A 20,947-nucleotide genomic window follows, 5' to 3' on the forward strand; every position below is an offset into this window, starting at 1 on the left:
AGGAAACAGGCATGGCGGCATTGGTGCTGTTCGGCGGCGGCGGCGATCTCGCCATGCGGATGCTGCTGCCCTCGCTCTATTTCCTCGACCACGACGGCCTGCTGCCTGACGATCTGAAGATCATCGGCGCCGCCCGGTCGGAGGAGAGCGCCGCCGAATACATCGCCAAGGTGCGCGAGACCTGCGAGGCCAAGGCCAAAGCCGACAACGTCTGGGACGAGGCCGTCTGGAAACGGATGGAGGCCCGGCTCGACTATCTCGCCGTCGACGCGACCAGCGCTGAAAGCCTGAAGCCGCTCAAGGACAAGGTCGGTCAGGGGTCGGTGACCTCCTTCCTCGCCGTCTCGCCGTCCCTCTATGCGAAGATCGTCACGGCCATGCGCGCCGCGGGCCTCGCCGAGGTAGACGACCGTGTGGTTCTGGAAAAGCCGGTCGGCCGCGACCTGAAGACCTTCCTGGAAATCGACGACGCCGTCGCCGACGCCTTCTCGGAGAACCAGGTCTTCCGCATCGACCACTACCTCGGCAAGGAGACGGTCCAGAACCTGATCGCCCTGCGCTTCGGCAACACCGTGTTCGAGCCGCTGTGGAACGCCCAGAACATCGATCACGTCCAGATCACCGTCGGCGAGACCGTCGGCGTCGGCGACCGCTGGCCGTACTACGACGAGTACGGCGCCCTTCGGGACATGCTGCAGAACCATATGCTGCAGCTTCTGTGCCTGGTGGCCATGGAGCCGCCGTCGGACCTCGATCCGGAGTCGGTGCGCAACGAGAAGGTCAAGGTGCTGCGGTCCTTGCGGCCTATCACCCACGATGAGGCCGAGCGGGTCACCGTGCGCGGCCAGTACGTCGGCGGGCTCGTCGATGGCAAACTGGTCAAGGGCTATGACGAGGAGCGCGGCCAGGATTCGGACACCGAGACCTTCGTCGCCATCCGCGCGGACATCGACAACTGGCGCTGGGCGGGCGTGCCCTTCTTCATGCGCACCGGCAAGCGGCTGCCCGAGAAGCGCACCGAGATCGTCATCCAATTCAAGCCCCTGCCCCACTCCATCTTCGACTATGAGGACGGCGAGCCGCAGGCCAACAAGATGATCATCGAGCTGCAGCCCGAGGAAGACATCTCCCTGACGGTGATGAACAAGAAGGCAGGTCTCGACAGCCGAATGCAGCTGCAGCCGATCAAGATGAGCCTGAGCTGGGGCTTCCGCGACAAGCACGACACGCCGCCACGCCGCCGAATCGCCTATGAGCGATTGCTGCTGGATGCGCTGAAGGGCGACTCGACCCTGTTCGTGCGCCGCGACGAGGCCGAGCAGGCGTGGAAATGGGTCGATGAGGTCTCCGAAGCCTGGGTCGACGGCGATGTGAAGCCGCAGGAATATGTCGCCGGGACCTGGGGTCCGGACGGCTCGGACATGCTGATGGCCCGCACCGGCCGCGACTGGAACACCACCGATGCTTGAGGCCTTCCCCACGCTCGACAGCTGGGCCGCGACAATCGCGGGCCGGCTCGAGGAAACCCTAGGCGAGGCGGTTCTCGCCAACGGCCGCGCGGCCTTCGCGGGTCCTGGAGGTTCGACGCCGTCACCGGTCTACGCGCGGATGGCCCAGGCCGACATCGACTGGTCGAAGATCGCCGTGACCCTGGTGGACGAGCGCTATGTCCCGGAGAGTTCGCCGGAGTCGAACGCGCGGCTGATCCGTGACGTCCTGCTGCAGGACAAGGCCGCCGCCGCGACCTTCATCCCGCTGTACACGCCCGAGGTCACCGTCGACCGCGCCGCCGCCGTCGCCGCCCACGCCCTGTTCGACGCCACAGGCGGCAAGGACGGTCGCTTCGACGCCGTCCTTCTCGGCATGGGGGAGGATGGCCATATCTGCTCCATGTTCCCCAACAGTCCGACGTTGAAGACCTTGCTCAGCCCCGCCATCAAGCCGACCGTCCTCGGTGTGCCCCACGGCCGCGACGGCTCGGCCCCGACGCTTGAGCGGATTTCTATCAACCTGCCCTGGCTGATGAAGGCCGAGCGGGTCATCCTGGGCCTCAAGGGCGCGGCCAAGCGCGAGGTCTTCGAAATGGAGGCCGAAGGCGATCCGGCCATCCAGCCCATCGCCGCCCTGATCGCCAACAAGGTCCCGCTCGAAGTGGTGTGGACGGAAGCCAGCTGATGCCTACGCTCAATCCCCCCCTCAATCCGGTGGTGGCCGAGGTCACCGCCCGTATCGTCGAACGGTCCAAGGCGACCCGCGCCGACTATATCCGCCGCATGGACGCCGCCCGCGACAGCGGCGCCGGTCGCGCCAAGCTGAGCTGCGCCAACTGGGCCCACGCCTTCGCCGGCCAGACCATCGCCGACAAACTCACTGCCATGGACGGGTCCAGGCCCAATGTCGGCATCGTCACCGCCTATAACGACATGCTCTCGGCCCACCAGCCGTTCGAGCGCTTCCCCGACATCATCCGCAAGGCCGCGCGCGAAGTGGGCGGCACGGCCCAGGTCGCGGGCGGAACCCCCGCCATGTGCGACGGCGTCACCCAGGGCCGTCCGGGCATGGAGCTGTCGCTGTTCAGCCGCGACGCCATCGCCATGGCCGCGGGCATCGCCCTAACCCACGACGCCTTCGATTCCGCCATCATGCTGGGCGTCTGCGACAAGATCGTCCCCGGCCTGTTCATGGGCGCCCTGGCCTTCGGTCACCTGCCTGTCGTCTTCGCCCCGGCCGGCCCCATGCCCTCGGGCATTCCGAACGCCGAAAAGGCCCGGGTCCGCGCCGAATATGCGCAAGGCAAGGTCGACCGTCAGACCCTGCTGGAGAGCGAGGTCGGCTCCTACCATTCGCCAGGCACCTGCACCTTCTACGGCACGGCCAACTCCAACCAGATGATGATGGAGCTTGGGGGCTTGCACATGCCCTCCACCGCCTTCGTCCATCCGGACACCGGCCTGCGCGACGCCCTGACGGCGGCGGCGGCGAAGCGGGCGGTCGAACTGGCGAAGACCGGCGACTGCCGCATGGCCGACGTCATCGACGAGAAGGCGGTGGTCAATATGATCGTGGCCCTTCTGGCCACCGGCGGATCGACCAACCACGCCATCCATCTGGTCGCCATGGCCCGGGCCGCGGGCGTGCTGATCGACTGGACCGACATGGACCAGCTGTCGGCCGTGACCCCGCTGCTGGCGCGCGTCTATCCGAACGGTTCGGCCGATGTGAACGCCTTCCAAGCCGCCGGCGGCGTCGCCTTCGTGGCCCGCGAACTGGCCGAGAACGGCCATATGCACTCCGACGTGACCACGATCATGGGCAAGGGAATCGACGCCTATTTCCAGGAGCCGTCGATGGTCGAGGGCGAGCTGGTCTGGCGTGACGGGGTCAGGGAAAGCCTCGATCTCGACATTCTGCGCCCCGCCTCGAACCCGTTCGACACCGAGGGCGGCCTGCGTCTGGTCAAGGGCGACCTCGGCCGGGCGGTGATCAAGATCTCGGCGGTCAAGCCCGAGAACCGCATCGTCGAGGCCCCCGCCGAGGTCTATGAGACCCAGGAAGACGTTCTAGCCGACTTCAAGGCCGGCAAGCTGGACCGCGACGTGATCGTCGTCCTGCGCTTCCAGGGCCCGCGCGCCAACGGCATGCCCGAGTTGCACTCCCTGTCGCCGGCGATGAGCGTGCTGCAGGACCGCGGCTTCAAGGTCGCCCTGGTCACCGACGGCCGGATGTCTGGCGCCAGCGGCAAGACGCCCGCCGCCATCCACGTCTCGCCCGAAGCTCTGGCCGGCGGACCGCTGGCCCATGTCCAGACCGGCGACGTCATCCGTCTGGACGCCGAGGCCGGGGTCCTGACCACGGTCGCCGTCGCCGACCTTGATGCCCGTCCGGCCGCCAAACGGTCGGCCGCCAATCGCGAAGCCTCGACCTGGGGCTATGGTCGCGAACTGTTCTCGGCGTTCCGCCGGGTGGTCACCTCCGCAGAAGAGGGCGCCACCGTTTGTTTCTCCCGGGAGGATGAAGACTGATGGCCGTAACCTGGGACAAGACCCTGCTCGTCGGCGACGTCGGCGGCACCAACGCCCGTTTCGCCCTGGCCCACATGGTCGAGGGCAAGCCGGTGCTGGAGCATCACGACAGCTTCCCCGCCGAAACCTATCCGACCTTCCTTGAAGGGGTGAAGGCCTTCATTGACGGCTGTGAGGTCAAGCCGACGGGCGGCGTCATCGCCGTGGCCGGACCGGTCACCGACGGCGAGATCGACCTGACCAACTCGCCCTGGGCGGTGTCAGAGAAGGAACTGGGCACGCTGGGCCTCAACCCGGTGCGGCTGATCAACGACTTCGAGGCCCTGGCCTGGGGCGCCCCGGTGGTGCCGTCCGATCAGCTGGCCTCGCTGGGCGGCCCCGAAGAGGGCGATCCCCACGCCGCCGTCGCGGTGCTCGGCCCGGGCACCGGCTTCGGCGTCTCGGCCCTGATCCGCGACGCCCACGGCAATGAGCTGGCCATGCCGTCCGAGGGCGGTCACGCCTGTTTCCCGCCGGGCGATCCGATCGAGGACGAGATTCTGCGCATCCTGCGCCGCCGCTATGACCGCGTCTCGATCGAGCGCCTGATCTGCGGTCCCGGCCTCTTGAACATGCACCGGGCCCTGGCCGAGATCGACGGCCGCGAGAGCCATATCGACGACCCGGCCCAGATCACCCAGGAAGCCCTGGACAATCCCAATAGCCACTGCGGCGCGACCCTGGCCCGCTTCTGCGCCATTCTGGGCGCGGTCGCCGGGGACATCGCCCTGACCACCGGCGCCCGCGGCGGGGTCTATATCGCCGGCGGCATCGCCCCGCGCATTCTGCCCTTCCTGAAGGTCAGCCCGTTCCGAGAGCGGTTCGAGCGCAAGGGCCGGTTCAAGGAGTATATGCAGGCCATTCCGACGCACGTTATCCTGCACAAACACGCCGCCCTGCTGGGCGCCGCCCGCGTGGCTTTTGCCGACATCGGCTGATTGGAACCTTCGCAATGCGCATCCTGACCGTTTCCGCCCTGGCGCTCGCCGCCCTGACCATGGCCGCCTGCGAGCAGAAGGCTGAAGCCCCGGCGCCCGCCCCGGCCGCCGAACCGGTTCCGGACAAGTCGACCATGACCCCGGAAGAGCGCCGCCACGAGCTGCAGATCGAAAGCGCCCAACGCCAGATCGAGGCCCAGATGCAGACGATGGAAGTCACACCGGTCCCGGCCGACAAGTCGGATCACTGATCGGTCACGGTTTTCTCACGGCGGCGTGAACCGTTTCAGCTTCGCGACGTTGGGTTGCTTCCAGCAAGGAGACACGAGGTCTCCAGAATCGGAAGGAAACACCATGCGTAAGATGATCCTCGCCACCGCCGCCGCCTTCGCCCTGGCCGGCGTCGCCGCCTGCGGTGAAAGCGCCGCCGACAAGACCGCCGAAAAACAGGCCGACGCCCTGGAAGCCCAGGCGGCCGCGACGCCGAACGAGCAGCAGGAGAAGAATCTGAACGCTCAGGCGGATCATATCGAACAACAGGCCGGCAACGCCGACGGCGGCACGACCACCGCCAACACGCCGAGCACCTCGCCGACCGCTGGCGAAACCGCCGGGCACTAAGGCCAGACATTCTGACGACAGAGCCCCCGCCGAGCGATCGGCGGGGGTTTTTCGTTGGCGCGCCAAATGCGATCACCTCGGCATCACGAAACTCTCACGGCAGCGTGAACCGAAAGAGTCGCGAGACGTTTGGGTATCTCCATAAGGAGGAAGTTCCCATGCGTAAGCTGATTATCGCCGCCGCCGCCGTCGCCGCCCTGACCGGGGTCGCCGCCTGCCAGCAGCCCGCCGAAAAGGCTGCCGACTCGCAAGCCGATGCCATCCAGGCCCAGGGCGAGGCCAACGCCGAGAAGCTTGAAGCCGACGCCAAGACGACCGAGGCCCACGCCGACGCCGCCGCGGATCAGGCTCAGGCGCAGGGCGAAGCGACCGCCGACGCCATGCGCGCCGCGGCCGACCAGACCAAGGAAAACGCGAACGCCCAGGCCGACGCGGTCAAGGATGCGGCCAAGCACTGATCGCTTGATCGCCTGAAATGACGAAGCCCCCGCCGAGCGATCGGCGGGGGCTTTTTCATTTGAGACCGGGGTCGATCAATCGACGCAGAGGGTGGGGCCGGCCTTGCCGTCCTCGACCTGGGTGTGACAGCCGAAGCGGTCGCTGTCGGCCTGGCACTGGCCAGTGACGGCGGCGCCCGGCGCGACGCCGCTGTTGCCCTCCAGACGGCAGTCGCCGGCGCACTGGGAGCCCGTGGTACAGGATTTGCCAGCGTCGGCGTATTTGACGATGCACTGCTGGGTCTGCATCCGGCCTACGCGACGCAGCTCGCCGCCACGCGCGGCGCACGAGGCGGCGTCGGCGCTCTGGCCCGGGACCGCGGGATCGGCAGGCGCCGCCATCGGGGTGCAGGCCGCCACGGAGGCGGCGAGAGCGAGGGCGGCGATCAGGATGCGCATGGAGGTCTCCGGGCAAGGCTTCAGTATTGAAACACGCCTAGAGACGGGATGGGTCCGTTTCGTGACACCCCATCTTCCTTCTCCCGCAAGGGGAGAAGGATTCTAGTACCCCTGGGCTCGGGCCAAGCGATCCGCGTGGAAGCCGGCGTCGCCGAACAGTTCGTTCAGGACCCGGACCCGTTTCATATAGAGGCCGACGTCGAACTCGTCGGTCATGCCGACGCCGCCGTGCATCTGGACCGCCTCCTGCACAGCCAGTTCGGCGACGCGGCCGGCTTTGGACTTGGCGATGGAGGCCGACAGTCCCTTTTCGTCGACCCCGGCGTCGATGCGCTGCAGGGCGCCGAGGGTCGCGGCCCGGGACAGTTCGATCTCGGAGAACAGATGGGCGGCGCGATGCTGCAGGGCCTGGAACTCGCCGATCAGCTTGCCGAACTGCTTGCGGGTGCGCAGGTATTCGAGGGTGATCTGGAAGGCCTGATCGCCCGCCCCGTTCAGCTGGGCGGCGGCGCAGGCGCGGCCGAGGTTGAGCGCTTTCTGCAGCAGGGGTTCGCCCTGGTCGATGGCCCCGACCATGGCGTCGGCGTCGACCTGGACGTCGGTCAGGGTGACGCGGGCGGCGTTGTGGGCGTCGACCATGACGGTGCGCTCGATCTCCACGCCCGCCGTCTTCGGATCGACGAGGAACAGGCTCAGAGTCACGTCGTCGGTCTTGGCCGCCACGATCAGGGCGTCGGCGATATGGCCGTCCAGCACGAAGCCCTTGGCGCCGTTCAGCTTGAATCCGTTGCCCGACCGCTCGGCGCGGGCGGTCATGGCCGAGGGCCGGTGCTTGGGTCCCTCGTCGAGCGCCAGGGCCAGGATGGCCTCGCCCGCCGCGATCTTCGGCAGCCATTCGCCCTGCTGTTCGGTCGATCCGCCCTCGGCCAGCAGGCTGGCGCACAGGACGCCCGATCCCATGAAGGGCGAAGGCGTCAGGGTGCGGCCGAGCGCCTCCGCCATCACCCCCGCCTCGACGGCGCCGAGGCCGGAGCCGCCGTGTTCCTCGGGGATGATCACCCCGGCGAAGCCCATCTCGCCGAACGCCTTCCACAGGTCGCGCGAGACGCCGTCGGCGTCGTGACTGTCGCGCAGGGCCCGCAGGTGGGCGACGGGCGCGTTCTCGCTCAGGAAGCCGTCGGCGGCCTCCTTCAGCATGGTCTGTTCTTCGGTCAGGATCAGCGGCATCCGCTCAGGCTCCCGGCAGTTGCAGCAGGTGTTTGGCGATGATGTTCAGCTGGATTTCGCTGGTCCCGCCCTCGATGGAATTGGCCTTGGTGCGCAGCCAGTCGCGCGCCGCCGACCCGTGGCCCGAGCGCTCGCTCTCCCATTCCAGCGTATCCGAGCCGCCGGCCGTCATCAGGATCTCGTGGCGGCGCTTGTTCAGCTCCGAGCCGTAGTATTTGAGCATGGAGGCGATGGCGGGCGAGACCTGCCGCGCCTTCACCTGATCCCCGACCCGCTCCATGGCCAGGTTGAAGGCGGCGAGGTCGACCTCCAGCTCGGCGATGCGTGCGCGCAGCATCGGGTCTTCCAGACGCGCGTCGGAATCGACGCCCAGGCTGTCGGCGGCGACCAGACCCATGGGCCGGCCCGAGGCGATGGAGCCCATGGCCCCGATCATGGTCCGCTCGTGCGCCAACAGCGCCTTGGCCACGTCCCAGCCGCGGTTCAGCGTCCCGACCAGGTTCGCCTTCTCGACCCGGACGTCGTCGAAGAAGGTCTCGCAGAAGGGCGACTTGCCGGAGATCAGGGTGATCGGCTTGGTCGTAACGCCGGGCGTCGTCATGTCGAACAGGACGAAGGAGATGCCCAGATGCTTGGGCGCGTCCGGGTCGGTGCGGACCAGGCAGAATATCCAGTCGGCCTTGTCGGCGTAGGAGGTCCAGACCTTCTGGCCGTTTACGATCCAGTGGTCGCCCTCATCCACCGCCCGGGTCTGGATGCCCGCCAGGTCGGAGCCGGCGCCCGGCTCGGAATAGCCCTGGCACCAGCGGATCTCGCCGCGCACAATCTCGGGCAGGAAGCGCTTCTTCTGTTCCTCGGTGCCGAACTGCAGAAGAGCCGGGCCCAGCATCCAGATGCCGAAGCTGGACAGGGCCAGTTGGGCGTCGATGCGGCGCAGTTCGGAGTGCAGGACCTTGGCCTCCTCACGGCTCAGACCGCCGCCGCCGTACTCGGCCGGCCATTCCGGCGCGGTCCAGCCCTTCGCCCCCATCCGCTCCATCCAGAGCTTGTGGGCCGGGGTCTTGAAGGTGGGGTTGCGGCCGCCCCAGACGCGGTCTTCTTCGCTGTCCATCGGGCCACGGACTTCGGCCGGGCAGTTCGCCTCCAGCCAGGCGCGGGTCTCCGCGCGGAAGGTTTCCAGATCGGTCATATCGTCTCCCGGGCCTGCGTGTTTTCCGCCTTCGCCCGTCACGGGTCTAGCAGGATTTCACTGTGACGCAGCGTCAGGGTTTGTCGAGAATCTGTTCGAGCTCGGCGATCTCGGCGTGGTTGCGGGCGGTCATCCGCTCGCAGAAGGCGATCAGCCGGGGATTCTTCAGGCTGGCGTTGCCGCAGCGGGTCACGGCGTGGGAATGATGGGTGATCATCGCCCCGGCGAAGTCGTTCTCGCTGACGCCGATCTGGGTGCGGGCCCCGACGAAGGCGCCGACGAAGATCACCGCGAAGGCGACGCTGAGGCCGTAGTTCATCTTCTTGCTGGGAAACAGCTCGCCCAGCAGGAACAGCAGCAGCAGGCCGATCGGGGCCACGGCCATCAGGGCCAGGTAGATGTGGTCGGCGCTGATGTGGATGTGCTCGGCCCGCGCGGTCAGGGCGTGACCGACGCCCAGCATCACGATCAGGGCGCCGAAGAGAACGATGGCCAGCCGCATGTAAGGTCGCTCCCGCATCCGCCGTCTCCCCCTTCCGTGACGGAAGAATCGCGCGATTCCGGAAGCTGGGCCAGACGGGATCGGCGGCCTGAACGTCGCAGTTGGGGATGATCCGGAACCGATCGTTAACCGGCGCGGCGCAACCTCCGTTCTGAACGGCCATCCAGAGGCCAGAGGACGATCCGATGTCGAGCATCATGACCTCGAGCACCCGCCGCACCCGCGATCATTTCGAGCCCCAGGACAGCGATCCCAGCGAGGTCCGCAAGCTGCGCGGCCTGATGGAGCAGATCGACTACACCGCCTTCATCTCGAACCGCGAGGTGATCGGCTCGGCCCTGTCGGTGATCGATCCTTCGACCTTCCAGCGGCTGGCTGTAACCGTGGCCACGGCCCGGACCAAATGGGTGTCCGAAGCGCTGCGCCTGTCGGAATCCGGCTCGCCGGTGACGCCCGACCAGACCGCCCGCCTGACCGCCCACCGCAGCGCCTATGAGGAACTGGCCGAGGCCTATGAGGGCCTGCGCCGGATGGTCGAGCGGGGCTATATCACCCTGCGCTGAGACCCTCTCACCGCCCATCCCGGCGAAGGCCAGGATCCAGATCCAGACGGGATGCCTGCCGCACAGACGCAATCCCACAGACCTTCAGACGCCTGATTTGCATCTGGATCCCGGCCTTCGCCGGGATGAGCGGCAGGAATGAGGCTGGCCGTCCGCCTGCAGCCCCCTCCTAGTCCAGAGGCTGGGGCCGCGTCGAGATCGGGGCGTCGGGGTCGGCCGTCTGCGGCCGGGCGGCCGTCGGCGGCGGGGCCGCGGGCTGGACCGGCGGCGGGGTGACGATGATCTGGGGCGGAGGCGCCGCTGGAACCGTCACGGGCGCGGTCGTCGGCGCCGGACGCTGGGTCGCGGCGGCCGGACGCGTCTGGATCGTCGGCGTTTGGGTCGCTGTCGTCGGACGGGCCGGTGTTGCGGCCGGGGTCGGGGTGCGAGTGGGCGCACGAGCGGTCGGCGCGGTCTCCACGACGGGCGCAGCGGTCCCGGTCGGGACGCCGGCGTCCGGTTGAACCGGCGCGGGAGCCGGCTGAACCGGTGCGGCAGCGGGCGCCGTCTCGACCGGCGCGGGCGCAGCGACGGGTTTGGGCCGCAGGACCCAGACGGCGGCGGCGATCGCGGCGATCACGACCACTCCGCCGCCGATGTAGAGCGGCAGGCGGCTTGAGCCGGTCCGGGCGGTCGTCCGGGCCAGGGCCGGAGCGGCGGCGGGCACTGCTTCCGGGCGCTCGGCCTCCGGAGCAGGTCGCGCGGGTTCGGGAATCGGATCGAACGGCGAGACGGCGGCCGGGACCGCCTCGGGCAGGGGGCGCACCGTCGTGTCCGGCCAGGCGGGAGCCGCAGCGGCGGGTTCGACAGCCGGTTGAGGCGCGGGGCGCGGGGCCGCCTCCAGCGCCTTGCGCGCCGGATGCTCGACCAGGTTCGGAACAGGGTTGGCCGTCGGTCCGGGGACCGGTCCGGGGGCCGGTCCGGGCGCGGTGACCAGCGTCGGCTTGGGGGTAGCAGGCGTCCCCACGGGCGGCAGGGCGCCGAAGCCGGTGTCCGGCCGGGCGCGCGGAATCAGCGAGCCGCTGTAGATGCCGCCGCGCCCCGTCGCGGCCGGGCGGGCCGGGCTCGGCGTCGGCGTAAGCGGGGGCGTCACCGTCGACGCGCCGCCGGAAATCGGCGGAGCGGCCTGAGGTTGCGGCTGAGGTTGCGGTTGGGGCCGGAGCGCGATCGGCGGTCCCTTGGGCAGGGGGCCGGTGTGAAAGACCTGGGACGGCGGTCGGCCCCACTGGATCTGGGGTCGTCCCCGGCCGGCCTGCCCGGCGGGCGTCCCGGCGGCGGGAGTCCCAGCGGCGGGAGTCCCAGCGGCGGGCGTCCCCGTCTCGGATGAGGGCTGATCGTCCGGGGTCTTGTCGGCCATGCGCACTCCGGTCCGGCGGCGAGAACCGTTCGGACATTACAACGGGAACGCCACAATGGCGGCGCAGTTCGACCCTTTCGTGACCCGACCGTTACGCGCGGTTCAGGCCGAGATCGGGTCAGTTCTTGAGCCGGTAGCCCGTCTTGAGGATCCAGCCGACGATCACGAGACAGACCGCGAGGAAGCCCAGGGTGGCGAGCACGCTGTAGCCGACGCCGACATCTCCCGCCCCATAGAAGGTCCAGCGGAAGCCCGAGATCAGATAGACCACCGGGTTGAACAGGGTGATCGTCCGCCACGCCGGGGGCAGCATGTCGATCGAATAGAAGGAGCCGCCGAGGAAGGTGAGGGGCGTGACGATCAGCATCGGGATCATCTGCAGCTGTTCGAAGCCGTTGGCCCAGACCCCGATGATGAAGCCGAACAGGCTGAAGGTCACCGAGATCAGCACCAGCATGGCGAACATGGCCACCGGATGCAGAATGTGCAGCGGCACGAACAGGGACGCTGTGGCCAGGATGATCAGCCCCAGCACCGCCGACTTGGTCGCTGCCGCCCCGACATAGGCGATGACGATCTCTATCGAACTGACCGGCGCCGACAGGATCTCGTAGATCGTGCCAGTGAACTTCGGGAAGTAGATGCCGAAGGAGGCGTTGAAGATCGACTGGGTGAACAGGCTGAGCATGATCAGGCCGGGCACGATGAAGGCGCCGTAGGGCACGCCGTCGACCGAGTTCATATGGCCGCCGATGGCCGAGCCGAAGACGACGAAATACAGGGCCGTGGTGATGACCGGCGTGACCACCGACTGCCACAGGGTGCGCAGGGCCCGCGCCATTTCGAAGCGGTAGATGGCCCAGACGCCGTAAGCGTTGAAGGTCATGCGACGGCTCCCTTTTCACGGTGAACAAGGGAGACGAAGATGTCTTCCAGCGAGCTCTGCTTGGTGTTCAGATCCTTGAAGCCGACGCCCAGCTTCTCCAGCGCCCGGATCAGGGACGGCACGCCGGTGTCCTCGGCATTGGCGTCGAAGCTGTATTCCAGCTCATGGCCCTCGTTCTTGAGTTCGGGCTTCCATTGGGCCAGCTCGGCGGGGACGGCGGCCATGGGCTCGGCGAGGTTCAGCGTCAGGGTCTTCTTGCCCAGCTTCTTCATGAGGGCCTTCGTCTCCTCGACGAGGATCAGCTCTCCCTTGAGGATGACGCCAACCCGGTCGGCCATCTCCTCGGCCTCTTCGATATAGTGGGTGGTCAGGATGATGGTCACGCCGCGATCGCGCAGCTTGCGGACCAGTTGCCACATGTCGCGGCGCAGCTCGACGTCGACGCCCGCCGTGGGTTCGTCGAGGAACAGGATGTCGGGCTCGTGGCTCAGGGCCTTGGCGATCATGACCCGGCGCTTCATGCCGCCGGACAGGGTCATGATCTTGGCGTCCTTCTTGTCCCATAGGCTGAGGTCGCGCAGCACCTGTTCGACGAAGGCCGGGTTCGGCGCCTTGCCGAACAGACCCCGCGAGAAGGTCACGGTGGCCAGCACGGTCTCGAAGGCGTCGGTCGTCAGCTCCTGCGGCACCAGGCCGATGCGCGACCGCGCCTGCCGGTACTGGCTCTGGATGTCGAAGCCGTCGGCGACGACCGTGCCGGTCGAGGGGGTGACGATGCCGCAGACGATGGAGATCAGGGTGGTCTTGCCCGCCCCGTTCGGGCCCAGCAGGGCGAAGATCTCGCCTTTGCCGATGCTCAGATCCACTGTCTTCAGGGCCTGAAGGCCGGACTTGTAGGTCTTGGACAGGCCCGCGATGGTGATCACGGGAGCCGCTTTCGGCGGCGTATTGGTGGTCGGCGTCATGAAGGCTCCCCGCGCGCCGTCGTCATGGCCGCGCGCGGAATATGGCCCTGTTCAGCGGCGTCTCAAGGCGCCGGACGGCGCTGTTGACACAATTAGCGTCAGGCCGGCGTAGCGTCGCGCCAGTCGAAGGTCAGCGTCTCGCGATGTGCAAAGCGCTGCAGGTGTTCGGCGACGACGGTCTTGAACCGGTTCATGTCGACGTGAGGCGTGCCCTTGAGCGTGACCTCCAGCGCCTCGGCGTCTGCGGCCAGTTCGCAGCGGCCGAGCGGCAGGTCGATCGTCGCCGCCGTCGGGGTGAATTGGACCTCGAACTTGTGGCTCCAGTGCTTGGCCAGTTGCTGCAGATAGCGGCTGGCGTGGGCGGTTTCGGTACGGGCTTCGGAGATCGAGGTAACGGTGATGGGAGCAGTGTCGGCCATGAGGACTTTCCTTCTGTCGGGCTCCGCATATAGGTGATTGCGAACAATTCGCAAGATATATCTTTTTGTGTCTTGAGCATGGCTGCATCGCGACGGGAACCGCGTTCGTAGCTGACGGTTGTCACCGCACCCGTGGAGCCTGCCCTCGATGTCCCTTCGATCCCTCGCCGTCGCCGCCTCGGCCGCGCTGGTGCTCTCGGCGGGGCTCAGCGCCTGCGCCACGGCCCCGTCCCCCAGCCAGTACCGGGCGCCGCAGCCGGCGAAGGCCGTCGATGCGAGCCTGCTCTATTCCGGACGCTGGCTGGAGATCGGCCGGCTGCCGATGCGGCTGACCGACGGCTGCGTGGCGGGGACGACCACCTATACGCTGACCGGTCCGGCCAATCTGACCCTGCGCGACACCTGTCAGGACAAGACCCCGACCGGCAGGGAGAAGGCCATCGGCGCGCGAGCGACCATCCTCGATCCCGGAACCAATGCGAGGTTCCGCGCCCGCTATTTCGGCGGCCTTGTGACCTGGGAGTTCTGGATCCTCGATCACGCCGACGACTACGGCTGGTTCATCTCCGCCGACCCGACCTTCGACCGGCTGTGGATCTACGCCCGCACGGTTCCGTCGCAGGCGGAGCTGGCGCGGCTCGTCGAACGTGTTCGCCAGCTGGGCTATGATCCCGCCCGGCTCGAGTTTCCCGCACCGCTTCCCAACTGAGGTTTGTCCATGTCTCGATCCCTGATCGCCGCCCCCGCCGCCGTCTGCGCCGCCGCCCTGATGCTGGCCTCCTGCGGGGGTCAGGAGTCGCTGGATCCGTCCGTCGGCTTTGGGCCCTCCCCCACCCTGCCCAAGCCGCATGCAGGCCTGTTCCCGACGGTGAAGGTGGCGGACGCCGTCGGCTGGCCGGCCGGCGCCATGCCGACCCCGGCGGCGGGGCTGAAGGTCCAGCCCTTCGCCTCCGGCCTGAACCATCCGCGCTGGCTCTATCGCCTGCCCAACGGCGACATCCTCGTCGCCGAGACCAACGCCCCGCCCAAGCCGCCGGAAAAATCCGAGGGCATCAAGGGCTTCTTCCAGAAGCTGATCATGAAAAAGGCCGGAGCGGTGACGCCCAGCCCGAACCGGATCGTCCTGCTGCGCGACGCCGACGGTGACGGGACGGCCGAGTTGAAGACTGTTTTCCTGACCGGGCTGATGTCGCCGTTCGGCATGGCCCTGGTCGGCGACCAACTCTATGTCGCCAATGCAAACGCCGTGGTCAGCGTCCCCTATGCGACCGGCCAGACCCAGATCACCGCCACGCCGGTCAAGCTGACCGACCTGCCCGCCGGTCGCAATCACCACTGGACCAAGAGTCTGGTCGCCAGCCCGGACGGGACGAAACTCTATGTGGGCGTCGGGTCGAACTCCAACGTCGCCGACTTCGGCATGGCGGAGGAAACCCACCGCGCCAACATCCTCGAGATCGACCGGATGACGGGCGCCAGCCGCGTCTATGCGGCAGGTCTCAGAAACCCCGTCGGCCTGGCCTGGAACCCCGAGAGCGGCAAGCTGTGGGTCTCGGTCAATGAGCGTGACGAGATCGGCAACGATCTGGTGCCCGATTACATGACCTCGGTGACGCCCGGCGCCTTCTACGGCTGGCCGTACAGCTATTACGGCCAGAACGTCGATGAGCGGGTCAAGCCGCAGAACCCGGCGCTCGTGGCCAGCGCCATCAAGCCCGACTACGCCCTGGGCGCCCATACGGCCTCGCTGGGCCTGACCTTCTCGGACAGCACGACCTTGCCCGCCACCTTCCGCAACGGGGCCTTCGTCGGCCAGCACGGCTCGTGGAACCGCGCCGCGCCGAATGGCTACAAGGTCATCTTCGTGAGCTTCGCCAACGGGGTTCCGACCGGCATGCCGCGCGACGTCCTGACCGGCTTCCTCAACAGCGAGGGCGAGGCCCAGGGCCGGCCCGTGGGCGTCCAGACCGACCGGACCGGCGCCCTGCTGGTCGCAGACGATGTGGGCAATGTGATCTGGCGAGTGTCCTCGGCGAACTGAGGCTGGGACAGCAAAAGGCCCCGGCGGATCGCTCCGCCGGGGCCTCTTCTTTCAGGTCCGCAAACTCACGCGCGGACCCTCAGGCGCAAGCCTTAGTTCAGCGGCTGGACCACGATAACCGGAGCCGGCGCCGTCGGGGCGGGTGTCACGGTCGGGGCGGGAGCCGGGATCGACGGCGTGACGATGCGCGGCGCGGGGGTGGCCGCGTTCAGCGAAGACGCCGCGCCGCTGTAGGGTTGCGGGCCGGTCGTCGGGGCCGGCGTCTCGGCGCGGGGGGCCGGACGCGGGGCGCTGCGGACCTGCGTGGCTTCACGACGGGCTGCCGGGGCCGGCGCCGCCTCACGGACGACCGGGGCCGGCGTGGCCTCGACCGGAACCGCGGCGACCGGAGCCGGAGCGATCGGGGTGGGCTGGACCATCGGCGTGAGGGTCGGCGCGGGCTCGGCCAGGGGCTGGGCAGGCTCGCCGCCGCTGGACATCAACATCGCCGCACCGCCGCCGATCAGGGCGACCGCCGCGATGGGGGCCAGGATCATCCAGGCGCGGACCTTCTTCTGCCTCGCCGGACGGCGAGAGAAGGCAGGCACATAGACGTCTTCATTAATCGGGGCGACGGTATCGTCAGTATAGGTGACGGACATTGTATCCTCCAAAAGTTCGGAGAAAGAACATCCGCCACCGATCCAGGTTCCGCCAAATCGTCAGCGCCCAGAAGAAACACCGTTGCCGCCACAATCGTGACGACAACCGTGCGTCACGGCGCCGCTTGCCTTACGGCTGACCTCAGAAGCTGGTGACTTCCGAGACCGACAGGACCGAATTCTTGGTCTCGCCCGAGGAATAGGTGCCGACCCAGATTTCGTAGCGACCGTTCTGGGGCGTCAGGGTCAGGGAGGGGTTGGAATCCTCACCGCTGTCGTCGTCGCAGTGCCAGCTGCCGTCGGGCGCATTGACCACCAGGGTGGTGTCGGCGTTGGACACAACCGAGATCTTGATCGGCGACCCGCCCTTGGACGACCCGCTCCACACCAGCCGCACGTCCGGGGACTGGGCGATGAAGCCCTGGCAGGTGTTGAACCGGGTCGAGGCGTCAATCGTCCCGCCGGCCTGCAGGGTGACCAGGGCCGGATCGGGCGTGAACCCGGCCTGAAGCTCCAGGTTTCCGTAGGTGGTGTCGGCGTCATAGTCCTGAGCCAGAGCCGGCGCAGCGACGGCGGCGACCATGGCGAACAGGCCGGCGGCGATGGAAAGGCGGCGCATATCGAAAATCTCCCCCCGCCGACAATTCATTCGGACGATCCGACGACCGGCGTTGTGCGATTTAACGTCGCGCTTGGTCCGGGATCAAGTCGGCGAAAACTGACGCCGGTGCAAACCTGTGCCCAGGCCCGCCTAAAGGCCAAACTTGACCGTAGGTTACCGGCGCAACGGCGCCACGGACGGCCGGAAACCACATCGACCATCGTTCTGAATTCTCGCACGAGTTGACCCGGGCGGGCGGGTTGTCCATCAGGAGAGCAGACGGCGCATACGGAGTAACGGCAATCATGGGTCTCGCAGCGAACATCAAGCGCGACCTCAAATTCGCCGCCGGTCTCAGGCGGCTGCTGAAGCGGATCAAGCCGATCGAGCTGGATAGCACGGTCCTGCTCTGTGACGACTTCGAAGAGGCGGTCGACAAATTCGGCGACAACATCGCCGTCGAGGACGAGACCCGCAAAGTCACCTATCGCGAGCTTGACGCCCTGGCCAACCGCTATGCCCACTGGGCGCGCGGGCGCAACCTGCGCCGGTCGGACGTCATCGGCCTGGTGATGACCAACCGCATCGAATATCTGGCCTCGTGGATCGGTTTCTCCAAGGTCGGCATCGCCACGGCCCTGATCAACACCAACCTGACCGGCCAGGCGCTGGCCCACTGCCTCAACATCGTCAATGTGGCCCAGGTGGTCGCCGACGAAGGCACCTGGCATCAGGTCGAGGACGCCCGCGCCTTCACCAGCCGCACCCTTATGTTGTGGGTCGTGGGGCTGCAGCCCGAGCAAGAGGCCGACGCGCGCCGCAACCTCGACAACGCCGTGCGCAGCGCCTCGTCGGTGCGCCCGCTGAAGACGGTGCGCGAGGGCCTGACCAACCGCGACACCGCCCTCTACATCTACACCTCCGGCACGACCGGCCTGCCCAAGGCGGCGCGCATCCCCCATTCGCGCGCCCGGACCTATATGCGCGCCTTCGCCGGCTGCACGAACGCCACGCCCCAGGACGCCATCTTCGACGTCCTGCCCCTGTACCATTCCACCGGCGGTCTGGTCGGGGTCGGCCCGGCCCTGCTGAACGGCGGCCGGCTGATCCTGCGCAAGAAATTCTCGGCCAAGAGCTTCTGGCCCGACGTCCGCTCCACCGGCGCGACCATGTTCGTCTATATCGGCGAGCTTTGCCGCTATCTGGTCAACTGCCCGCCGGGCGAGGACGACCGCGCCCACAAGCTCAAGCTCGCCTTCGGCAACGGCCTGCGCCCCGATGTCTGGCCCGACTTCCAGAGCCGCTTCAGGATTCCGGACATTCTCGAGTTCTACGGCTCGACCGAGGGCAATGTCTCCCTGTTCAATTTCGATGGCAAACAGGGCGCCATCGGCCGCGTGCCCAAGCTGCTCAAGAAGCAGATCAACATCCGTCTGGTCCGCTTCGACGTCGACACCAACGAGCCGGTGCGCGCGCCCAACGGCCTGTGCGAGGAAGCCCGTCCGGGCGAGATCGGCGAGGCCATCGGCGCCATCGGCAACGACGTCCGCCACGACTTCTCCGGCTATGCCGACAAGGCCGCCTCTGAAAAGAAGATCCTCACCGATGTCTTCGCGCGCGGCGACAAATGGTTCCGCACCGGCGACCTGATGCGCCAGGACTCGGAGGGCTACCTCTATTTCATCGACCGGATCGGCGACACCTTCCGCTGGAAGGGCGAGAACGTCTCCACCTCCGAGGTCGAGCAGCGGCTGGCCGAGGCGCCGGGCGTCCGCGAAGTCATCGCCTATGGCGTGCCCGTGCCCTTCACCGAGGGCAAGGCGGGGATGGTCACCCTCATCCTGGACGACAAATTCTCGGCCAAGGCCTTCGCCGACTATGCCGACGAACAGTTGCCCTCCTATGCGCGGCCGGTCTTCATCCGCATCGCCAAGTCGCTGGAGACCACGGGCACCTTCAAATACCGCAAGGTCGATCTGGTCTCCGAAGGCTTCGATCCCGCCAAGGTCGACGGCCCGATCTATGTCCGCGGCGGCAAGTCCGGCTATCAGAAGCTGACCCCGGCCATCCTGGCGGCCATCATCAGCGGCGAAAACCGGCTCTGAGAACATCGGGCGGCAAATCGCAACAGCCCCTTAATCATTAACGGCGATTATCCCGACCTCTCCTCGCGGACTTCGGGCGCCCGTCTATGTTCCAGATTATCGGCATTGTGCTGCTGTTCGGCCTTGTGTTCGGCAGCTTCCTGATGTCCGGCGGCAAGATGGACGTGATCCTGCACGCCGCCCCGCACGAACTGATGGCCATTCTCGGCGCCGGCGTCGCGGCCTTCCTGATGGCCAACTCGATCGGCGTCATCAAGTCGTCCCTGGGCGGCTTCGGCAAATGCTTCGCCGGCCCGAAATGGAAGAAGCAGGACTACAAGGACCTGCTGTCGCTGCTGTTCCAGCTGACCAAGACGATGAAGTCCAAGGGCGTCATCGCCCTGGAAAGCCATATCGAAAAGCCCGGCGAATCCAGCATCTTCCAGAAGTATCCCAAGGTCATGAAGGACCACTTCGCCATCGACTTCATCTGCGACACCCTGCGGATGATGACGATGAACCTGGAGGACCCTCACCAGATCGAGGACGCCATGGAGAAGCAGCTGGAGAAGCACCACCACGAGGCCGCCATGGCCCCGCACGCGCTCCAGAACCTGGCCGACGGCCTGCCCGCCCTGGGGATCGTCGCGGCCGTGCTCGGCATCATCAAGACCATGGGCGCCATCACCGAACCCCCGGCCGTGCTGGGTGAGATGATCGGCTCGGCCCTCGTCGGCACCTTCCTCGGCGTGTTCCTGGCCTATGGTCTGGTCGGCCCGTTCGCGGCGCGTCTGAACGCGATCGTCGATGAGGAGGCCGCCTTCTACAAGATTATCCAGTCGGTGCTGGTCGCTCACCTGCACGGCAACGCCGCCCAGATCTCAGTCGAAATCGGCCGTGGCGACATCCCCTCGGCGGCCCAGCCGTCCTTCGCCGAGATGGAAGAGGCCCTGGCCGCCGCGCCGGCGGACTGAGCCCCGGCCAGCCCCACCCCCTTCCGTCCACTGACGGAACACAGTCCACTCAAGCTCGTTCACCCCGCGAGACGATCGCGCGAGCCGATGATGGCGGGCCGTTCCGGCCCAGGCGATCTCGTCCGGGAGAACGCCATGAAAAGACTGATGATCCTCGCCGCCGGCGCCGCCGCCCTGTCCGTCGCCGCCTGCAACAAGCCCGCCGAGGAAACCGCCCCCGCCGCCTCGACCGAAGGCGCGATGTCGGCCTCTGACGCCGGCTCGAACGCCTCGGCCAACGCCCCGGCCAGCTCGGGCGCCATGTCGGCCTCCAGCGGCGGGTCTTCCTCTTCGGCTCCCGCTTCGGAATCGATGGCCCCGGCTTCCGGGTCGACCATGGCCCCCACGACCACCACCCCGCCGACGACCCAGGAGACCATCGGCGCGACCAAGGGGACCCTGTCGCCCGCCGGCGCCTCCAGCGGCCCGACCGCCCCGCACTGAGTCGGCCCCCTCCCGTAACCTTCCGGTCCCTGGGCGCGTAGCCACGCCTGAGGGTCCGGACGGACCGGCCCTCGGACGCTTCAGCGGCGCGGCAAATCGTCTCGCCGAGCAAACGACAGAGGGAACCCCTGATGACCATTCGCCACCTGATGATCGCCGCCGCCGGCCTCGCGGCCCTGTCCATCGCCGCCTGCAAGCCGGCGCCTGAGGAAAAGGCCGAGACCCCCATGGCCCCCGCCGCCGAAGGCTCAATGGCCCCGGCGTCCGACAGCGCCATGGCCCCCGCCGCCGGCGCCCCCGCTACAGGCGCGATGGCCCCTTCCGACGGCGCCATGGCCCCCGCGGACAAGATGGCTCCTGCCGACAAGATGGCCCCTGCGGACAAGATGGCGCCCGCCGACAGCGCCATGGCGCCGAAGCACTGAGGCCCTCAGGGACGCCGTCGCAGCGCGGCGGCGTC

Annotated in this window: 24 protein-coding genes; 14 read left to right on the plus strand and 10 right to left on the minus strand. The window is 67.7% G+C overall.

The genetic code is table 11. The features are described from left to right. The first annotated feature begins 11 nt into the window (after positions 1 to 11). The 7 genes from zwf to IFJ75_RS13950 all read left to right on the plus strand — a co-directional run bounded on the left by zwf (position 12) and on the right by IFJ75_RS13950 (position 6,078). Entirely contained in the window at positions 12 to 1,469 is a 1,458-nt protein-coding gene (gene zwf, locus IFJ75_RS13920) for a glucose-6-phosphate dehydrogenase (protein ID WP_207868778.1), read from the plus strand. Next, positions 1,462 to 2,175: a 6-phosphogluconolactonase gene (pgl, locus tag IFJ75_RS13925; RefSeq protein ID WP_207868779.1), complete on the plus strand. Its 714-nt coding sequence runs from the start codon at positions 1,462 to 1,464 to the stop codon at positions 2,173 to 2,175. Before zwf ends, pgl begins: the two co-directional genes overlap by 8 nt. Next, the gene (gene edd, locus IFJ75_RS13930) at positions 2,175 to 4,022 is read left to right on the plus strand and encodes a phosphogluconate dehydratase (RefSeq protein WP_207868780.1); all 1,848 of its coding nucleotides are present in this window, start codon (positions 2,175 to 2,177) and stop codon (positions 4,020 to 4,022) included. The genes pgl and edd overlap by 1 nt, the downstream gene beginning before the upstream one ends. Then, the gene (glk, locus tag IFJ75_RS13935; RefSeq protein ID WP_207868781.1) at positions 4,022 to 4,999 is read left to right on the plus strand and encodes a glucokinase; all 978 of its coding nucleotides are present in this window, start codon (positions 4,022 to 4,024) and stop codon (positions 4,997 to 4,999) included. Before edd ends, glk begins: the two co-directional genes overlap by 1 nt. 14 nt (positions 5,000 to 5,013) lie before the next feature. Further along, positions 5,014 to 5,250, plus strand: a complete 237-nt coding sequence (locus IFJ75_RS13940) for a hypothetical protein (RefSeq protein ID WP_207868782.1) — start codon at positions 5,014 to 5,016, stop codon at positions 5,248 to 5,250. A 103-nt stretch (positions 5,251 to 5,353) separates the two neighbouring features. Continuing rightward, a complete protein-coding gene (locus IFJ75_RS13945) occupies positions 5,354 to 5,620 on the plus strand; it encodes a hypothetical protein (RefSeq protein ID WP_207868783.1) in 267 nt (88 codons plus the stop codon). 158 nt (positions 5,621 to 5,778) lie between these two features. Next, the gene (locus tag IFJ75_RS13950) at positions 5,779 to 6,078 is read left to right on the plus strand and encodes a hypothetical protein (protein WP_207868784.1); all 300 of its coding nucleotides are present in this window, start codon (positions 5,779 to 5,781) and stop codon (positions 6,076 to 6,078) included. Positions 6,079 to 6,153: 75 nt separating this feature from the next. Here the strand turns inward: IFJ75_RS13950 and IFJ75_RS13955 are convergent, their stop codons facing one another. The 4 genes from IFJ75_RS13955 to IFJ75_RS13970 form a co-directional block, all read right to left on the minus strand. Next, positions 6,154 to 6,516, minus strand: a complete 363-nt coding sequence (locus IFJ75_RS13955; RefSeq protein ID WP_207868785.1) for a hypothetical protein — start codon at positions 6,514 to 6,516, stop codon at positions 6,154 to 6,156. 102 nt (positions 6,517 to 6,618) lie between these two features. Then, a complete protein-coding gene (locus tag IFJ75_RS13960; RefSeq protein ID WP_207868786.1) occupies positions 6,619 to 7,743 on the minus strand; it encodes an acyl-CoA dehydrogenase family protein in 1,125 nt (374 codons plus the stop codon). Between the two features lie 4 nt (positions 7,744 to 7,747). Next, positions 7,748 to 8,932, minus strand: coding sequence for an acyl-CoA dehydrogenase family protein (locus IFJ75_RS13965; protein ID WP_207868787.1), 1,185 nt, complete (start codon positions 8,930 to 8,932; stop codon positions 7,748 to 7,750). A gap of 73 nt (positions 8,933 to 9,005) precedes the next feature. After that, positions 9,006 to 9,452: a DUF305 domain-containing protein gene (locus IFJ75_RS13970; RefSeq protein ID WP_207868788.1), complete on the minus strand. Its 447-nt coding sequence runs from the start codon at positions 9,450 to 9,452 to the stop codon at positions 9,006 to 9,008. A 167-nt stretch (positions 9,453 to 9,619) separates the two neighbouring features. Here IFJ75_RS13970 and IFJ75_RS13975 point away from each other — a divergent pair, with 167 nt between their 5' ends. Then, positions 9,620 to 9,997, plus strand: a complete 378-nt coding sequence (locus IFJ75_RS13975) for a hypothetical protein (RefSeq protein ID WP_207868789.1) — start codon at positions 9,620 to 9,622, stop codon at positions 9,995 to 9,997. A 169-nt stretch (positions 9,998 to 10,166) separates the two neighbouring features. On the opposite strand, the gene IFJ75_RS13980 is transcribed toward IFJ75_RS13975, so the two are convergent. The 4 genes from IFJ75_RS13980 to IFJ75_RS13995 form a co-directional block, all read right to left on the minus strand. Continuing rightward, positions 10,167 to 11,393, minus strand: a complete 1,227-nt coding sequence (locus IFJ75_RS13980) for a hypothetical protein (protein WP_207868790.1) — start codon at positions 11,391 to 11,393, stop codon at positions 10,167 to 10,169. A gap of 118 nt (positions 11,394 to 11,511) precedes the next feature. Continuing rightward, entirely contained in the window at positions 11,512 to 12,279 is a 768-nt protein-coding gene (locus IFJ75_RS13985; RefSeq protein WP_207868791.1) for an ABC transporter permease, read from the minus strand. Further along, on the minus strand, positions 12,276 to 13,244 hold the full coding sequence (locus tag IFJ75_RS13990; protein WP_207868792.1) for an ABC transporter ATP-binding protein: 969 nt from the start codon (positions 13,242 to 13,244) through the stop codon (positions 12,276 to 12,278). The genes IFJ75_RS13985 and IFJ75_RS13990 overlap by 4 nt, the downstream gene beginning before the upstream one ends. Before the next feature lie 98 nt (positions 13,245 to 13,342). Continuing rightward, positions 13,343 to 13,663 carry a DUF2218 domain-containing protein gene (locus IFJ75_RS13995; protein ID WP_207868793.1) on the minus strand — a complete coding sequence of 107 codons (321 nt, stop codon included), beginning with the start codon at positions 13,661 to 13,663 and terminating at the stop codon, positions 13,343 to 13,345. A 148-nt stretch (positions 13,664 to 13,811) separates the two neighbouring features. On the opposite strand from IFJ75_RS13995, the gene IFJ75_RS14000 reads away from it, so the two are divergent. Next, the gene (locus tag IFJ75_RS14000; RefSeq protein WP_207868794.1) at positions 13,812 to 14,372 is read left to right on the plus strand and encodes a lipocalin family protein; all 561 of its coding nucleotides are present in this window, start codon (positions 13,812 to 13,814) and stop codon (positions 14,370 to 14,372) included. A gap of 9 nt (positions 14,373 to 14,381) precedes the next feature. Beyond that, the gene (locus IFJ75_RS14005) at positions 14,382 to 15,704 is read left to right on the plus strand and encodes a PQQ-dependent sugar dehydrogenase (protein WP_207868795.1); all 1,323 of its coding nucleotides are present in this window, start codon (positions 14,382 to 14,384) and stop codon (positions 15,702 to 15,704) included. Positions 15,705 to 15,796: 92 nt separating this feature from the next. Here IFJ75_RS14005 and IFJ75_RS14010 read toward each other — a convergent pair whose 3' ends face one another. Then, positions 15,797 to 16,345, minus strand: a complete 549-nt coding sequence (locus IFJ75_RS14010) for a hypothetical protein (protein WP_207868796.1) — start codon at positions 16,343 to 16,345, stop codon at positions 15,797 to 15,799. A 142-nt stretch (positions 16,346 to 16,487) separates the two neighbouring features. Next, positions 16,488 to 16,964, minus strand: coding sequence for a peptidase S1 (locus IFJ75_RS14015; RefSeq protein WP_207868797.1), 477 nt, complete (start codon positions 16,962 to 16,964; stop codon positions 16,488 to 16,490). Between the two features lie 287 nt (positions 16,965 to 17,251). Between IFJ75_RS14015 and IFJ75_RS14020 the strand changes: the two genes are divergently transcribed. The 4 genes from IFJ75_RS14020 to IFJ75_RS14035 all read left to right on the plus strand — a co-directional run bounded on the left by IFJ75_RS14020 (position 17,252) and on the right by IFJ75_RS14035 (position 20,912). Then, complete coding sequence (locus IFJ75_RS14020) at positions 17,252 to 19,051, plus strand: long-chain-acyl-CoA synthetase (protein ID WP_207868798.1); 1,800 nt, start codon at positions 17,252 to 17,254, stop codon at positions 19,049 to 19,051. Between the two features lie 86 nt (positions 19,052 to 19,137). Next, positions 19,138 to 20,004: a flagellar motor stator protein MotA gene (gene motA / locus IFJ75_RS14025; protein ID WP_207868799.1), complete on the plus strand. Its 867-nt coding sequence runs from the start codon at positions 19,138 to 19,140 to the stop codon at positions 20,002 to 20,004. Positions 20,005 to 20,139: 135 nt separating this feature from the next. After that, positions 20,140 to 20,487, plus strand: coding sequence for a hypothetical protein (locus tag IFJ75_RS14030; protein WP_207868800.1), 348 nt, complete (start codon positions 20,140 to 20,142; stop codon positions 20,485 to 20,487). A 131-nt stretch (positions 20,488 to 20,618) separates the two neighbouring features. After that, positions 20,619 to 20,912 carry a hypothetical protein gene (locus tag IFJ75_RS14035; RefSeq protein WP_207868801.1) on the plus strand — a complete coding sequence of 98 codons (294 nt, stop codon included), beginning with the start codon at positions 20,619 to 20,621 and terminating at the stop codon, positions 20,910 to 20,912. The last annotated feature ends 35 nt before the right edge of the window (positions 20,913 to 20,947 follow it).

Source organism: Brevundimonas goettingensis (assembly GCF_017487405.1).
In the GTDB taxonomy this organism is placed as follows: Bacteria; Pseudomonadota; Alphaproteobacteria; order Caulobacterales; family Caulobacteraceae; genus Brevundimonas; species Brevundimonas goettingensis.

Coding starts and splice junctions, on each gene's coding strand:
- zwf (WP_207868778.1), top strand. CDS start 12: ATGGCGGCATTGGTGCTGTTCGGCGGCGGCGGCGATCTCGCCATGCGG.
- pgl (WP_207868779.1), top strand. CDS start 1,462: ATGCTTGAGGCCTTCCCCACGCTCGACAGCTGGGCCGCGACAATCGCG.
- edd (WP_207868780.1), top strand. CDS start 2,175: ATGCCTACGCTCAATCCCCCCCTCAATCCGGTGGTGGCCGAGGTCACC.
- glk (WP_207868781.1), top strand. CDS start 4,022: ATGGCCGTAACCTGGGACAAGACCCTGCTCGTCGGCGACGTCGGCGGC.
- IFJ75_RS13940 (WP_207868782.1), top strand. CDS start 5,014: ATGCGCATCCTGACCGTTTCCGCCCTGGCGCTCGCCGCCCTGACCATG.
- IFJ75_RS13945 (WP_207868783.1), top strand. CDS start 5,354: ATGCGTAAGATGATCCTCGCCACCGCCGCCGCCTTCGCCCTGGCCGGC.
- IFJ75_RS13950 (WP_207868784.1), top strand. CDS start 5,779: ATGCGTAAGCTGATTATCGCCGCCGCCGCCGTCGCCGCCCTGACCGGG.
- IFJ75_RS13955 (WP_207868785.1), bottom strand. CDS start 6,516: ATGCGCATCCTGATCGCCGCCCTCGCTCTCGCCGCCTCCGTGGCGGCC.
- IFJ75_RS13960 (WP_207868786.1), bottom strand. CDS start 7,743: ATGCCGCTGATCCTGACCGAAGAACAGACCATGCTGAAGGAGGCCGCC.
- IFJ75_RS13965 (WP_207868787.1), bottom strand. CDS start 8,932: ATGACCGATCTGGAAACCTTCCGCGCGGAGACCCGCGCCTGGCTGGAG.
- IFJ75_RS13970 (WP_207868788.1), bottom strand. CDS start 9,452: ATGCGGGAGCGACCTTACATGCGGCTGGCCATCGTTCTCTTCGGCGCC.
- IFJ75_RS13975 (WP_207868789.1), top strand. CDS start 9,620: ATGTCGAGCATCATGACCTCGAGCACCCGCCGCACCCGCGATCATTTC.
- IFJ75_RS13980 (WP_207868790.1), bottom strand. CDS start 11,393: ATGGCCGACAAGACCCCGGACGATCAGCCCTCATCCGAGACGGGGACG.
- IFJ75_RS13985 (WP_207868791.1), bottom strand. CDS start 12,279: ATGACCTTCAACGCTTACGGCGTCTGGGCCATCTACCGCTTCGAAATG.
- IFJ75_RS13990 (WP_207868792.1), bottom strand. CDS start 13,244: ATGACGCCGACCACCAATACGCCGCCGAAAGCGGCTCCCGTGATCACC.
- IFJ75_RS13995 (WP_207868793.1), bottom strand. CDS start 13,663: ATGGCCGACACTGCTCCCATCACCGTTACCTCGATCTCCGAAGCCCGT.
- IFJ75_RS14000 (WP_207868794.1), top strand. CDS start 13,812: ATGTCCCTTCGATCCCTCGCCGTCGCCGCCTCGGCCGCGCTGGTGCTC.
- IFJ75_RS14005 (WP_207868795.1), top strand. CDS start 14,382: ATGTCTCGATCCCTGATCGCCGCCCCCGCCGCCGTCTGCGCCGCCGCC.
- IFJ75_RS14010 (WP_207868796.1), bottom strand. CDS start 16,345: ATGTCCGTCACCTATACTGACGATACCGTCGCCCCGATTAATGAAGAC.
- IFJ75_RS14015 (WP_207868797.1), bottom strand. CDS start 16,964: ATGCGCCGCCTTTCCATCGCCGCCGGCCTGTTCGCCATGGTCGCCGCC.
- IFJ75_RS14020 (WP_207868798.1), top strand. CDS start 17,252: ATGGGTCTCGCAGCGAACATCAAGCGCGACCTCAAATTCGCCGCCGGT.
- motA (WP_207868799.1), top strand. CDS start 19,138: ATGTTCCAGATTATCGGCATTGTGCTGCTGTTCGGCCTTGTGTTCGGC.
- IFJ75_RS14030 (WP_207868800.1), top strand. CDS start 20,140: ATGAAAAGACTGATGATCCTCGCCGCCGGCGCCGCCGCCCTGTCCGTC.
- IFJ75_RS14035 (WP_207868801.1), top strand. CDS start 20,619: ATGACCATTCGCCACCTGATGATCGCCGCCGCCGGCCTCGCGGCCCTG.